At 70.1% G+C, this 14,296-nt stretch carries 6 protein-coding genes; 2 read left to right on the forward strand and 4 right to left on the reverse strand.

What is annotated here, in order from left to right:
• Positions 1-152: 152 nt before the first annotated feature.
• From ACIPTO_RS42690 to mqnE, 4 genes are all read right to left on the reverse strand, one after another.
• Positions 153-1,052, reverse strand: coding sequence for a menaquinone biosynthetic enzyme MqnA/MqnD family protein (locus ACIPTO_RS42690; protein ID WP_401201253.1), 900 nt, complete (start codon positions 1,050-1,052; stop codon positions 153-155).
• A gap of 56 nt (positions 1,053-1,108) precedes the next feature.
• Positions 1,109-1,870, reverse strand: coding sequence for a thioesterase II family protein (locus tag ACIPTO_RS42695; protein WP_401201256.1), 762 nt, complete (start codon positions 1,868-1,870; stop codon positions 1,109-1,111).
• A gap of 106 nt (positions 1,871-1,976) precedes the next feature.
• The gene (locus ACIPTO_RS42700) at positions 1,977-2,276 is read right to left on the reverse strand and encodes a ferredoxin (RefSeq protein WP_366327366.1); all 300 of its coding nucleotides are present in this window, start codon (positions 2,274-2,276) and stop codon (positions 1,977-1,979) included.
• A 149-nt stretch (positions 2,277-2,425) separates the two neighbouring features.
• A complete protein-coding gene (gene mqnE, locus ACIPTO_RS42705; RefSeq protein ID WP_366327364.1) occupies positions 2,426-3,589 on the reverse strand; it encodes an aminofutalosine synthase MqnE in 1,164 nt (387 codons plus the stop codon).
• A gap of 385 nt (positions 3,590-3,974) precedes the next feature.
• Here mqnE and ACIPTO_RS42710 point away from each other — a divergent pair, with 385 nt between their 5' ends.
• Together ACIPTO_RS42710 and ACIPTO_RS42715 are read left to right on the forward strand one after the other, a co-directional pair.
• Positions 3,975-4,835 carry a 1,4-dihydroxy-6-naphthoate synthase gene (locus tag ACIPTO_RS42710; protein ID WP_366327362.1) on the forward strand — a complete coding sequence of 287 codons (861 nt, stop codon included), beginning with the start codon at positions 3,975-3,977 and terminating at the stop codon, positions 4,833-4,835.
• Between the two features lie 314 nt (positions 4,836-5,149).
• Positions 5,150-14,296: type I polyketide synthase (locus ACIPTO_RS42715; RefSeq protein ID WP_401201258.1), on the forward strand; the 9,147-nt coding region annotated here is incomplete at its 3' end.

Below are 14,296 nucleotides of genomic sequence, written 5' to 3' on the forward strand. Positions count from 1 at the left end.
CCGAGCGCGTGCAGCGGGGCGTCGCGGTAGAGGTCGAGCGCCTCTTCGGGAGTGATGCGCCCGCCCTCGGCGGCACGGTCGAGGACGGACTGAAGACGGTACTGCGGAGGTCGGGGCATGGTTCCCGGGCCTTTCGGGTGGCGTGGGACGGTTCAGGAGGGAGTCGGTTCGAACAGCCGGACGGCGACGTCGGGTGCGAAGCCCTCGGTGCCACCGCCGACCCGGCGAGCGAACTCGGCGATACCGGCGAGCTGTTCCTCGCCGAGGCTGAAGTCGAGGGCCGTGGTGTAGTAGCGCTGGAGCGTCTCCGCGTCGAACTCCTCCCACCGGGAGGCCTGTTCGCAGATCTTCGCGACCTCCGTCAGGGACAGGTCGCGCGACGCCAGCAGATCGGCGTGGACCTGACGCACCAGCTCCGGTTCACGGGCCAGGAAGTCGCGGCGCGCCGCGAACACCGCGAACACGAAGGGCAGTCCTGTCCAGTCCTTCCACATCCGGCCCAGGTCGTGCACCTCAAGGCCCATCCTGGGGGCTTCGTGCAGGGCCGCGCGCAGGGCTGCGTCGCCGATGATCACGGCAGCCTTCGCCTCGGCCATCATGGTGCGCAGGTCGGGCGGGCACACGAAGTACTCGGGCTTCACCCCCACGCGCTCGGCGAGCAGCAGCTGCGCCAGCCGGACCGACGTACGGCTCGTCGAACCCAGCGCCACCGGCTGCCCGTCCAGCTCCGACAGCGGAACCTGGCTGATGATCAGGCAGGACATCACGTCCCCGTCGCTGCCGACCGCGATGTCCGGCAGCGCCACCAGATCGTCCGCGTTGCGCAGGAACTCCAGCAGGCTGATCGGACCCATGTCCAGGTCGCCCGCGGCGAGTGCGTCGTTGAGGCCGTCGGGTGTGTCGGTGCGCAGGTCCATGTCCAGGAGGGAGCCGGTGCGGGCCAACCCCCAGAACAGAGGCAGGCAGTTGAGGAACTGGATGTGGCCCACGCGCGGCCTGCGCCGGTGTACGTGCGCCGCCTGCGCTGTATCGCGGGCCAGTTGCTGAGTCATGGTGCACAACTCCCGGAACGGGTCGAGTGGGAAGGACGGGGGAGGGAGGCTCGCGGTCAGGGCTGACGGACCGCGGCGGTGAAGTGCTCGTGGAGCACGGCCAGCACCTCGGCCGGCCGCTCCGAAAGGAAGAAGTGGCCGCCGGAGAAGACCCGGAGGTCGGATCCGGCCGCGGTGTGCTCGCTCCACGCCCGGGCCTCCTCCAGCGAGGTGCGCGGATCGGCGTCGCCGGTGAGGACGGTCACGGGGCAGCGCACCGCGGCGCCGGGTTCGCAGCGGTAGGTCTCCACGGCCCGGTAGTCGCAGCGGATCGCGGGCAGCACCATGCGCAGCAGCTCTTCGTCCTGGAGGACCTGGGCGTCGGTCCCGGCCAGGGCCCGCAGTTCCTTGATCACTCCGTCGTCGTCGAGCGTGTGCACGTGCTCGGCCCGGACCCGGGACGGCGCCCTGCGCCCGGACGCGAAGAGCCGGACGGGACCCGATCCCGTGCGCTCCATGCGGCGCGCGACCTCGAAGGCCACCAGCGCGCCCATGCTGTGCCCGAAGAAGGTCAGCGGACGGTCGTCGTCCCACTCGGCCAGGGCCACGACGATCTGGTCGGCGAGTTCGGCCACCGAGGCGGGCCCCGGCTCGTGCCGACGGTCCTGACGGCCGGGGTACTGGATCGCGGCCACGTCGACGCCGGGGCTGAGCGCGTTGGCCACCGGCAGGTAGAAGCTGGCCGAACCGCCCGCGTGCGGGAAGCAGATCAGCCGCTCGGCGGCGTCGGGGGCGGGCCGGAACCTGCGGATCCACAGGTTGTTGGTGGTGGAACTCATCGGACGTGTGTGTCCTTCCCATGTGTCGAGGTGCTGGGCCCGGCGGGCCGGCCACCGGGGCAGTGAATCCGGCCGCTCCCGGTGGCCGTTCGCGCGCGACGGGATCTCAGTCGGCGGCCTCCGGGCCGTACACCTCGACCTGGTCGGAGACGCGGCGCACGTGGATGCACTCGCCCGGGCATTCCTTCGCCGAGTCGACCACGTCGGTGAGCAGGTCCAGGCTGATGCGCGTGGTCGCACCCGGCGCCTGGAGCAGTTCGTCCTGCTCGGTCTTGACATAGGCGAGCCCGTCGATGTCCAGCTCGAACACCTCGGGCGCGTACTGGGCACAGATTCCGTCGCCGGTACACAGGTCCTGGTCGATCCAGACTTCCAGGTCCTCGTCGTTCGTCGTCTGCGGGGACATAAAGCACCTGCCTGGCAGTGTCGTCATGGGGTGTGCGGGGTGGGTGGTCGGTCGCCCGGAGCGAGGCCGGGCCGAGCACACACCCCGCACGAAGGGAGGTCGTGCACGCGGTGCGCGAGCAGGGCCCGGCCGAGGCGGCAGGCCGGGGATCAGACCCGCATCGGCTGCGGGGACTCGCGCCGCGCCGGGTCCGGGCCGTCGTACTCGCGGATGATCTCGTAGCGCGTGTTCCGCTCGACCGGCTGGAAACCGGCGTCGCGGATCAGGTCGAGGAGGTCGTCGCGGGTGAGCTTGTTCGGGGTGCCGTAGTTGTCGGCGTCGTGCGTGATCTTGTACTCGACGACCGAGCCGTCCATGTCGTCCGCGCCGTGCTGGAGGGCCAGTTGGGCCGTCTGCAGGCCGTGCATGACCCAGAAGACCTTGACGTGCGGGACGTTGTCGAAGAGCAGCCGCGACACCGCGAAGGTCTTCAACGCCTCGGCGCCGGTGGCCATCTGGGTCCGCGCCTGGAGGCGGTTGCGGACCTTGCCGTCCTTCATGTCGACGAAGTCGTGCTGGTAGCGCAGCGGGATGAAGACCTGGAACCCGCCGGTCTCGTCCTGGAGTTCACGCAGCCGCAGCACGTGGTCGACGCGGTGCTTCGGCTCCTCGATGTGGCCGTAGAGCATGGTGCACGGGGTCTTGAGACCCTTCTCGTGCGCCAGGCGGTGGATGCGCGACCAGTCCTCCCAGTGCGTGCGGTGGTCCACGATGTGCTGGCGGACCTCCCAGTCGAAGATCTCCGCGCCGCCGCCAGTGAGGGACTCCAGGCCGGCCTCGATCAGCTCGTCCAGGATCTCGCTCGCGCTCAGCCCGGAGATGGTCTCGAAGTGGTGGATCTCCGTGGCCGTGAAGGCCTTGAGACCCACGTTGGGCAGTGCCTTCTTCAACTCCCGGAGCGAGCGCGGGTAGTAGCGCCACGGCAGGTTCGGGTGCAGGCCGTTGACGATGTGCAGCTCCGACAGGTGCTCGTTCTCCATGGCCTTGGCCAGGCGGACGGCCTCCTCGATGCGCATCGTGTACGCGTCCTGCTCGCCCGGCTTGCGCTGGAACGAGCAGTAGGCACACGACGCGGTGCACACGTTCGTCATGTTCAGGTGGCGGTTGACGTTGAAGTGGACCACGTCACCGTTCTTGCGGAGGCGCATCTCGTGCGCCAGTCCGCCCAGCCACGCCAGGTCGTCCGAGTCGTACAGGGCGATGCCGTCCTCACGGGACAGCCGCTCACCGGAGAGGATCTTCTCCTCCAGCTCACGCTTGAGCCCAGCGTCCATGGCCGGGAACCTCCTCGTTCAGTGCCTGGCGGCACACCTGATGACGGTGCGCACGTGGCGTGGTCTGTCTCGTCGACGGGCCTCGGGGTGCCCCGTTCATGAGCCCCCGCGGATCCGGCCGTCCCGTCCGGAGAACGGTCGGCGGAACAGCCGGATCCGCACCGCACGGACACGCCGTCGAACCCGGCCGGAAACGAAGACCCACGGACCCCGGCCAACGATCCGGCGCACCACGGGCCCCGGTCGGCCGACAAGCATCGATGCCGTGCGGCGGTGGGGCGCCACTCATCCTCGCGGAGGGCAGTCTGGGGAAAACCCCACATCCTCAACGGCTTTGCTGAGGGCACCCCTTCGCCGCGCCGCGGACGAAAAGGAAGGACCGGCCATGACCGAACCACTGACCTTCGCCCACTCGCCCTGTCCCAACGACACGTTCGTCTTCCACGCCTGGACCGAGGGAATCCTCGCCGACGCCCCCGACGTACGCCTTGAGCTGGCCGACATCGACGTCACCAACGGCCTTGCCGAACGCGGCGAGTTCGACGTCCTGAAGGTGTCCTACGGCGTTCTGCCCCACATCCTCGGCGATTACGCGCTGCTGCCCTGCGGCGGTGCCCTCGGCCATGGCTGCGGCCCCCTCGTCCTCGCCGCCGAGCCCGGTGAGCCGGCCGCCCTGGCGGGGAGCACCGTCGCGGTGCCCAGCACCACGTCCACGGCCTATCTGCTCTTCCGGCTGTGGGCGGCCGACGCGATACCGGGCGGAGTCGGCAAGATCGTCGTCCTGCCCTTCCACGAGATCATGCCCGCCGTCCGGGACGGCGTCGTGGATGCCGGACTCGTCATCCACGAGGCCCGCTTCACCTACGGCCGCTACGGGCTGCACCGCATGGCCGACATGGGCGAGGAATGGGAGAAGCGCACCGGACTGCCCATCCCGCTCGGCGCGATCGTCGCCCGCCGCTCACTGGGCGAACCCCTGCTGCGCCGCCTCACCCACACGGTCCGCGCCTCCGTCCGGGCCGCCTGGGACGACCCCGAGGCCTCCCGCGCGCATGTCCTCAAGCACGCCCAGGAGATGGAACCCGACGTCGTCGACCAGCACATCGACCTCTACGTCAACGGGTTCACCGCCGACCTCGGTGGCGAGGGTCTGCACGCCGTGCGCACCCTCCTCGACCGCTCGGCGGCGCTCGGCCTCCTGCCCCGTGTCGCCGCCGACGCACTGGACATCACCCTCGACCTGTGACGGAAGGACACCCCGGAGAAGACGGCGGCGGCCCGTCCGACAACCGGCCGGTAACCCTAGAAGTTCTCTTAGAGCCCTGGCTCGCGGCCCGGAAACAGGCAGAACCCTTCCCATAATCGGCTCAAGAGGCAGGCCCGGTGCCGGGAGCGCCGCGGCTCGCCTCTGGAGGGTGTCGGGCGGCAATGGCCCGCCCCTCGTCCGGCCCCGGTAGCCAGTGAGGCATCCCCCCGTCGCCCGCGAGGCGCCGGGGCCGTACCTACGCCGTATGCCCCACCCGCGAGCCCGTGTGCCCGCCGCCGAAGGGAGACCGATCCGTGAGCGAGGACAGGCTGCGTGACTTCCTGACCCGTGTCTCCAACGACCTCCAGCGCACCCGCGCCCGGCTGCGCCAGGTCGAAGGCAAGGCCACGGAACCCATCGCGATCGTCGCCATGAGCTGCCGCTACCCCGGCGGGGTGCGGACCCCCGAAGACCTCTGGCACCTCGTCGACACGGGCACCGACGGCATCTCCACCTTCCCGGAGGACCGCGGCTGGGACATCGACACCCTCTACGACCCCGACCCCGCAGGCTCCGGCACCTGCTACACCCGGGAAGGCGGCTTCCTCCACGACGCCGCGGACTTCGACCCCGCCTTCTTCGGCATGTCACCGCGCGAGGCCCTCGCCACCGACCCGCAGCAGCGCCTGCTCCTCGAAATCGTCTGGGAAACCCTCGAACGCGGCGGCCTGCGCCCGGCCGAGCTGCGCGGAAGCGCCACCGGCGTGTTCGCCGGCGTCATGTACAACGACTACGCCACCCGCTTCCCCGAGCCGCCGCCCGGCGTGGAGGGCTACCTCGGAAACGGCAGCGCCGCGAGCATCGCCTCGGGCCGCGTCTCCTACACCTTCGGTTTCGAGGGCCCCGCCGTCACGGTGGACACCGCCTGCTCCTCCTCCCTGGTCGCCCTCCACCTCGCGGTGCAGTCACTGCGGCAGGGAGAGTGCGACCTCGCCCTGGCGGGGGGCGTCGCCTTCATGTCGACCCCCGTCACCTTCCTGGAGTTCAGCCGCCAGCGCGGCCTCTCGCCGGACGGCCGCTGCAAGTCCTTCGCGGACGCGACCGACGGCACCGGCTGGGGCGAGGGCGCGGGCGTCCTGCTGCTCGAACGCCTCTCCGACGCGCGCCGCAACGGGCATCCCGTCCTCGCGGTCGTCCGAGGATCCGCCATCAACCAGGACGGCGCGAGCAGCGGCCTCACCGCTCCCAACGGCCCCGCCCAACAGCGGGTCATCCGCCAGGCGTTGACCTCCGCCGGGCTCACGCCGGCCGATGTCGACGCGGTCGAGGCGCACGGCACCGGCACCACCCTCGGTGACCCCATCGAGGCCCAGGCACTCCTGGCCACCTACGGCCAGGACCGCACCGGAGACGCCCCGCTCTGGCTCGGCTCCCTCAAGTCCAACATCGGCCACACCCAGGCCGCCGCAGGCGTCGGCGGCATCATCAAGATGGTCATGGCCCTGCACCACGCCCGCCTGCCCCGTACCCTGCACGTCGACGCCCCCACCACCAAGGTCGACTGGACCGAGGGCGACGTCCGCCTCCTCACCGAGCCCGTCGACTGGCCGCTCACCGACCGCCCCCGACGCGCCGGGGTCTCCGCGTTCGGAGTCTCCGGCACCAACGCCCACGTCATCCTGGAAGAGCCCCCTCAGCCGGAGCCGGAGCCGGAGACCACGGAACCGGACGAGGCCGACACACCCGCCGAGTCCCAGGCGCCCTCGGTGATCCCCGCGCCCCCGGTGATCCCGTGGACCCTTTCCGCCCGCACCGCCGACGGCCTCAAGGCCCAGGCCGCCGCCCTGCTGGACCACGTCACCACCCACCCGGAGACCGACGACCTGGCAGTCGCCCACACCCTGACCCAGCGCCGCTCACTCTTCGAACAGCGCGCCGTCGTTCTCGGCCCCGACCGCGACACACTGATCGCCGGCCTCAACGTCCTTGCCGACGACGGCACATCAGCCGATGTCGTCCGCGGCACCGCCCGACGCGGCGGCAAGACCGCGTTCCTGTTCTCGGGTCAGGGTGCGCAGCGGGCGGGGATGGGGCGTGAGCTGTATGACGCGTTTCCGGTGTTCGCGGAGGCCTTCGATGCCGTGTGCGCCCTGGTGGGCGAGGGGTTGCGGGAGGTCGTGGTCGGTGACGACGCCGAGCGGTTGAGCCGTACGGAGTGGGCGCAGCCTGCGTTGTTCGCCGTCGAGGTGGCGTTGTTCCGGCTGGTCGAGTCGTTCGGTGTGCGGCCCGATTTCGTGATGGGTCATTCGATCGGTGAGATCGCTGCCGCGCATGTGGCGGGGGTGTTGTCGCTGGAGGATGCGTGCGTGCTGGTGGTGGCGCGTGGTCGTCTGATGCAGCAACTGCCTTCTGGCGGTGTGATGGTGGCGGTCGAGGCGTCCGAGGACGAGGTCTCTCCGCTCCTTGAGGGTCGCGCGGATGAGGTGTCGATCGCGGCGGTCAATGGTCCGAGTGCGGTGGTGATTGCGGGAGTTGAGAGCGCGGTCACGGAGGTCGCTGATGATCTCAAGGCGCGGGGTCGGCGGACGAGCAGGCTGCGGGTCTCGCATGCTTTCCATTCGCCGTTGATGGAGCCGATGCTGGCCGAGTTCCGCCAGGTCGCAGAGGCCATCACCTACGGCACCCCGTCGATCCCGCTCGTCTCCAATGTGACCGGACGGCGTGCCGTCGAGGGCGAGTTGGGGTCTGCCGACTACTGGGTACGGCATGTCCGTGAAGCCGTCCGTTTCGCCGATGGCGTGAGTGCACTCGCGGCTGCGGGTGTGACGCGTTTCCTGGAGATCGGTCCGGACGGCACCCTCACCACCCTCGCTCGCACCGTTCTCGGAGAGGACGCCGCCGACGACGCGTTGTTCGTCACGACCCTCCGCAAGGACCGGGGCGAGTCCCGCACCGCGGTGGCCGCACTCGCCGCGCTGCACGCGTCCGGCCGGACCGTCGACTGGGACGTACTGCTGCCCGGCGCCCATGAGTTGGTCCAACTGCCCACCTACCGCTTCCAGCGGCAGCGCTACTGGCTCGCCCCCGGCGCGGACCGGACCGGACGCCGTGGGGAACACCCGCTGCTCTCCGACGGAATCGAACTCGCCGACTCCACCACCGTGGTGGCGACGGGACGCCTGTCCGCGCGTACGCATCCCTGGCTCCGCGATCTCGCCACCGGCGACGGCGCGCTCGTGGCGGCGTCCGTCCTCACCGACCTGGCTCTGCACACCGGACGCACCCTCGGCGCCCACCAGCTCACCGAGCTGCGCGTCGACGTGCCGCTTCGGCTGCCCGCGACCGGGGAGATCGAGGTGCAGACCGTCGCCGAGGCGGAAACGGACGAGCAACGCTGGGCCTTCGCCCTGTACGCACGCCCCTACGACCCGGACGCGGGCCTCGCCGGCGAGGCCCAGCCCTGGACCCGCCATGCTCACGGCACCCTGGTCGGGGACTCCGAGAATCCGTCCGAAGGGGAACCCGACTCGGTCGTGGCCGCCGCGGACTGGCCCCCGCGAGGCGCGACGCCGGTTGACCTGGACGAGTCGTACGGAGATCTCCACCTGCCGGCGGAACACACCCCGCAGGTACTGACAGCCGTCTGGCGCCTGGGCGACGAGATATTCGCGGAGGCCGCTCTGCCGGAGATGGCGGCCGAGGCGGCCGGGTTCGCCGTACACCCCATGCTCCTGGACTGCGCCCTGCTCGCGCTCACCGCGGCCGGTCGGCCGGCCCCGCACCTCGTGGCCTGGTCGGGGCTCACCCAGCATGCGAGCGGTGCGGCTGCCGTGCGCCTGCACGTCGTGCCACGCTCGACGACCGAGTGCACGCTCCGGATTCTCGACGTCACGGGCGCCCCGGTACTGACCGCACAGAACGTGGTCGTCCTGCCCTTCCAACGCGACGAGTTCCCCGATGCCGTACGGCACCGCGACAGCGACCTCTACACGGTCAAGTGGATACCGGCCGAGGCGGTCGGGGCGGGAGCGGCGGCCGGGAGCACGGTCCAGCGGAGCCCGGACGAACTCCTAGCCGCTCTGGCGGACGCCGTGGACACTGCTGACGCCGCTGACGCCGCCTATGCCGACGTGGTCGTCGTTCCCTGGCACACGCCTCAGGCCGACGGCGGCGCCGACCTCGTGACCGATGTCCACACGGCCACGGAGCGGGCCCTGTCGGTGGTCCAACGCTGGTTGACCGACGCCCGTACGGACCAGTCACGCCTGTTGCTGCTCACGCGTGGCGCGGTCGCCGCGCGCCCTGGCGAGACCGTAACCGACCTGCCCGCCGCGACGGTACGAGGGCTGCTGAAGTCCGCCGCCTCCGAGAACCCGGGCCGGTTCCTGCTCCTCGATGCGGACGTGACACCCACCAGTGCACAGATCGAGGCGGCGGCACAAAGCCGAAGCGATGAACTCGCCCTGCGTGAGGGGCAGTTGCTCGCACCGAGCCTTACCCGCGTCACGGATAGCGCGCCAGGTCCCGCCGGGGCCGTCTTCTCCCCGAACCGGACCGTACTCGTCACAGGCGGCACCGGCGCGGTCGGCTCCGCCACCGTCCGCCACCTCGTGAGCCGGCACGGCGTACGCCATCTGCTCCTGGCCACCCGGCGCGGTCCACGGACGCCGGGCGCCGCCGAACTGGTCGCCGAACTCGCCGCCCTCGGTGCTCAGGCCACTGTCGTCAGCTGCGACGTGACAGACCGCGACGCCCTCGTCGGCATCCTCCGCGACATTTCGCCCGACCACCCTCTCGGTGCCGTGGTGCACGCAGCAGGAGCCCTTGACGACGGCGTCGTCACCTCCCTCACCCCCGACCGGCTCGACGCGGTACTCCGACCGAAGATCGACGCGGCGGTCAACCTCCACGAACTCACCAGCGATCTGGACCTGTCGGCGTTCGTGCTCTACTCGTCCGCCGCCGCCACGTTCGCGGGCCCCGGGCAGGGCAACTACGTTGCCGCGAACACCTTCCTCGACGCGTACGCGGCCCGGCTGCGCGCGGAGGGACACCCGGCGGTGTCCATCGCCTGGGGACTGTGGGAAGCCGACAGCGCCATGACCCGCGAACTCGCGGACGCCGCGCAGGGGCGCGCGGCACGCAACGGCATCGGAGCGCTTCCGACCGACGACGCCCTCGCCCTCCTGGACCGCGCGCTGGCCCACACCGACGGCGTGCCGATCCCGCTCCGCCTGGACCGCGCCGCACTCCGCCGTGCCGCGGACAGGGTGCCTCCGCTGCTGCGTTCCCTCGTGGGCCGCCGCACGCTGCGCGAGGCCGCGTCGACAGTACGGTCGGTCCAGACGCCGCTCGGCCTCCTCGGCCTGCCCGAGCCCCGGCGCAGGGACGTGGTCACCGACCTCGTGCGGACCACGCTGTCCGCCGTGCTCGGGCATGCGCCTGATACGCAGATCCGCCTGGACACGCCGTTCACGCAGCTGGGCCTCGATTCCCTGACCGCGCTGGAACTGCGCAACTCCCTCAGCCGGGCGAGCGGCATCCGGCTGCCGGCCACCCTCGTCTTCGACCACCCGACCCCCGAGTCGGTCACCGACCTCCTCCTGAACGAACTGGCACCGACCGCGAGTTCGGCCCAGAGTCCCAACACCGGCGCGCAACACCCTGCCGGGACTCCCGCACCGATCGACGACCCCCTTGCCATCATCGGCATGAGCTGCCGTTTCCCCGGCGACATCGAAACCCCCGAACAGCTCTGGGAACTCCTCCTGCAAAAGGAGGACGCCATCGGAGACTTCCCGGCCGACCGCGGCTGGGAGAACCTCTCCGCACTCGACGACCCGGACGACCCGTATGCGACTCACACGAGGAGTGGGGGTTTCTTGTCGGGTGTGGGTGGTTTTGATGCGGGGTTTTTTGGGGTGTCGCCGCGTGAGGCGTTGGCGATGGATCCGCAGCAGCGGTTGTTGTTGGAGGTGGTGTGGGAGGCGGTTGAGCGGGCTGGTGTGGGTCCGGGGTCGTTGCGGGGGAGTCGTACGGGTGTGTTCGTGGGGACCAACGGCCAGGATTATCCGGCTCTGTTGAGTCTGTCCGACGGTGACTTCGGTGGTTACGTCGGCACGGGCAATGCGGCGAGTGTGGTGTCGGGCCGTATCTCTTATGTTTTGGGTCTTGAGGGTCCGGCGGTGACGGTGGACACGGCGTGTTCGTCGTCGCTGGTCGCGTTGCACCTTGCCGGGCAGGCACTCCGGTCCGACGAGTGCTCCATGGCCCTCGTCGCGGGCGTCACTGTCATGTCGACGCCGGGTGCGTTTGTGGAGTTCGGTCGGCAGGGTGGGTTGTCGGGTGATGGTCGGTGCCGGGCGTTCGGTGAGGGTGCGGACGGGACGGGGTGGGGTGAGGGTGTCGGTGTTCTGCTGGTGGAGCGGCTCTCTGATGCTCGCCGTCGGGGGCATCGGGTGTTGGCGGTGGTGCGGGGTTCTGCGGTTAATCAGGATGGTGCGTCGAATGGTTTGACGGCTCCGAACGGTCCCTCGCAGCAGCGGGTGATCCGGGCTGCGTTGGCGTCGGCGGGTCTGTCTGCCTCCGATGTGGACGTGGTGGAGGCGCACGGCACAGGCACCAGGCTGGGCGACCCGATCGAGGCCCAGGCGCTGATCGCGACGTATGGCCAGGGTCGTGAGGTGGGCCGGCCGTTGTGGTTGGGGTCGGTGAAGTCGAATCTGGGTCATACGCAGGCTGCTGCGGGTGTGGCTGGTGTGATCAAGATGGTGGAGGCGTTGCGGCATGGTGTGTTGCCGGCGACGTTGTATGCGGAGGAGCCGTCCTCGCACGTCGACTGGTCTGCGGGCGGAGTGCGTCTGCTGACGGAGGCGCAGTCGTGGCCGTCGGCGGATCGTGTGCGGCGTGCTGGTGTGTCGTCGTTCGGGCTGAGCGGGACAAATGCCCACGTCATTCTGGAAGAGGCTCTGAACGAGGTTGAGGTTGAGGCGGAGAGGATGGTTGCGGGCCCGTCGGTGGTGCCGTGGGTGCTGTCCGGGCGCGGCTCCGACGCCCTCCGCTCCCAAGCCGCCCGCCTCTACGCCTACGTACAGGCCAACGGGGATGTGAATTCCGCTGCGGTGGCCGCAGCGCTGGTCACGTCCCGGACGCCCTTCGAAAGCCGCGCCGTGATTCACGGGCGTGATCGTGCCGACCTGTTGTCCGGACTGGAGCGCCTGACCCACGGCGCCCCCGCGTCGAACGTGCTTCTAGGAACGGCGACGGACTACGGCAAGACCGCGTTTCTCTTCTCGGGTCAGGGTGCGCAGCGGGTCGGGATGGGGCGTGAGCTGTATGGCGCCTTCCCGGTGTTCGCGGAGGCCTTCGATGCCGTACGCGCTCTCGTGGGCGAGGAGTTGCGGGAGGTCGTGTTCGGTGACGACGTCGAAAGCTTGAATCGTACGGAGTGGGCGCAGCCCGCGCTGTTTGCCATCGAGGTGGCGTTGTTCCGGCTGGTCGAGTCGTTCGGCGTGCGGCCCGACTACCTCATCGGTCACTCCATCGGTGAGATCGCTGCCGCGCATGTGTCTGGTGTTCTCGGTCTGGAGGACGCGTGTGCGTTGGTGGTGGCGCGTGGTCGTCTGATGCAGCAACTGCCGTCTGGCGGTGTGATGGTGGCGGTCGAGGCGTACGAGGACGAGGTGGTCCCGCTCCTTGAGGGCCGCGCGGATGAGGTGTCGATCGCTGCGGTCAATGGTCCAAAAGCCTTGGTTATTGCGGGAGTTGAGTCCGCAGTCCAGGAGATAGCTGACGAGCTCAAGGCCTTGGGGCGGCGGACGAGCAGGCTGCGGGTCTCGCACGCTTTCCACTCGCCGTTGATGGAACCGATGCTGGCCGAGTTCCGCCAGGTCGTAGAGGGCATCACCTACGGCACTCCGTCGATCCCGCTCATCTCGAATGTGACTGGACAGCTGGCCGCCGAGGGCGAGTTGGGGTCCGCCGAGTACTGGGTGCGGCATGTCCGTGAGGCGGTCCGTTTCGCCGATGGTGTGAGTGCGCTAGCGGCTGCGGGTGTGACCCGTTTCCTGGAGATCGGCCCCGACGGCACCCTCACCGCCCTCGCCCAGAACTGCCTTCCGGACGGCGGTGAGGACGACGCACTGTTCGTGTCGATGCTCCGCAAGGACAGGGACGAAGTGGACGCCGTCGTCGCGGGCGTCGCAGCCGGATATACGGCGGGGATTCCCGTCGACTGGACCGCGGTGATCGGGCGGTCCTCGTCAGTGGGCGTCGATCTGCCCACGTACGCCTTCCAGCACGAGCGGTTCTGGCCGCAGACCAAACGCGGCGGCGACGTTCGCGACCTCGTGCCCTGGGAGCCGGGGGAGCCGGAGGAAGTGCGCGAACTCGCGCACACGTTGGACCTCGGTGAGGACGTCGTCCAGGAGGTCCTGGCCGGGCTTGCCGTGCGGCAACGGGAGCGTACGGTCCGCGCGGAGGTGGACGGCTGGCGGTACCGCGTCGACTGGCAGGAGGTCACTCCCGCTCCCGGTACCGCTCTTGCCGGCCGCTGGCTGGTGCTCCACCCGGAAGGCAGCGCGACACACCTGGAGACGGTGACGGCTGCCCTGCCCGACCACCTGGTCGTGGCCTTCCCGGTCGAGCCCGATCGAGCGGAGGTGGCCCGAGCCGTCGCCGACGCCTCTCAGGATGCGGAGATCACGGGAGTCGTCGTCCTGTGCGAGACGGTCGTGCAGGCGCTGATCGTCACCCAGGCATGCGGAGACGCCGAGACCGCCGGTCTCATGTGGCTGGTGACGCAAGGAGCGGTCAGCCTTGGCCGTGGCTCCGACGACGGTGTGCTGCTTCCCGAACTGGCGGCCGTCTGGGGACTCGGCCGGGTCGCCGCCTTGGAGTACCCCGACCGCTGGGGTGGCTTGGTCGACCTGCCAGCGGTGCCGGACAAGGACACCCCGAGGCTCCTGGCCTCGGCGATGGTCTGCGCCCCGGAGGATCAACTGGCCCTGCGTGACGGCCGGATTCATGCCCGCAGGCTCCGGCAGGAGTCGCCCGAGGTACCCGCGGGCCAGGACGACTGGAAACCCGCGGGCAAGGTCCTGGTCACCGGAGGCACGGGTGCTCTCGGCGCTCACGTGGCGCGGTGGCTCGCCCGGCGCGGTGCCACCGAACTCGTCCTCACCGGCCGACGCGGTCCTGACGCTCCCGGAGTCGGCGAACTCGTCGCCGACCTGCGTGAGTTGGGGGCGCTTGAGGTGAGCGTCGAGGCCTGTGACGTGTCCGACCGGTCGGCTGTCGCCGAACTGCTCTCCCGCCACCGCGTGGATGCCGTCTTCCATGCGGCCGGCGTCCCCGACTTCCAGCCCTTCGATGGTGTGGGTGTGGGTTGTGTGGGGCGGGTTGTGGGGGCGAAGGGGTGGGGTGCGGTGTATTTGGATGAGTTGACGCGGGGTTGGGATTTG

It is taken from the genome of Streptomyces sp. NPDC090083 (assembly GCF_044747445.1).
GTDB lineage: Bacteria > Actinomycetota > Actinomycetes > Streptomycetales > Streptomycetaceae > Streptomyces.

Coding starts and splice junctions, on each gene's coding strand:
- ACIPTO_RS42710 (WP_366327362.1), top strand. CDS start 3,975: ATGACCGAACCACTGACCTTCGCCCACTCGCCCTGTCCCAACGACACG.
- ACIPTO_RS42700 (WP_366327366.1), bottom strand. CDS start 2,276: ATGTCCCCGCAGACGACGAACGACGAGGACCTGGAAGTCTGGATCGAC.
- mqnE (WP_366327364.1), bottom strand. CDS start 3,589: ATGGACGCTGGGCTCAAGCGTGAGCTGGAGGAGAAGATCCTCTCCGGT.
- ACIPTO_RS42690 (WP_401201253.1), bottom strand. CDS start 1,052: ATGACTCAGCAACTGGCCCGCGATACAGCGCAGGCGGCGCACGTACAC.
- ACIPTO_RS42695 (WP_401201256.1), bottom strand. CDS start 1,870: ATGAGTTCCACCACCAACAACCTGTGGATCCGCAGGTTCCGGCCCGCC.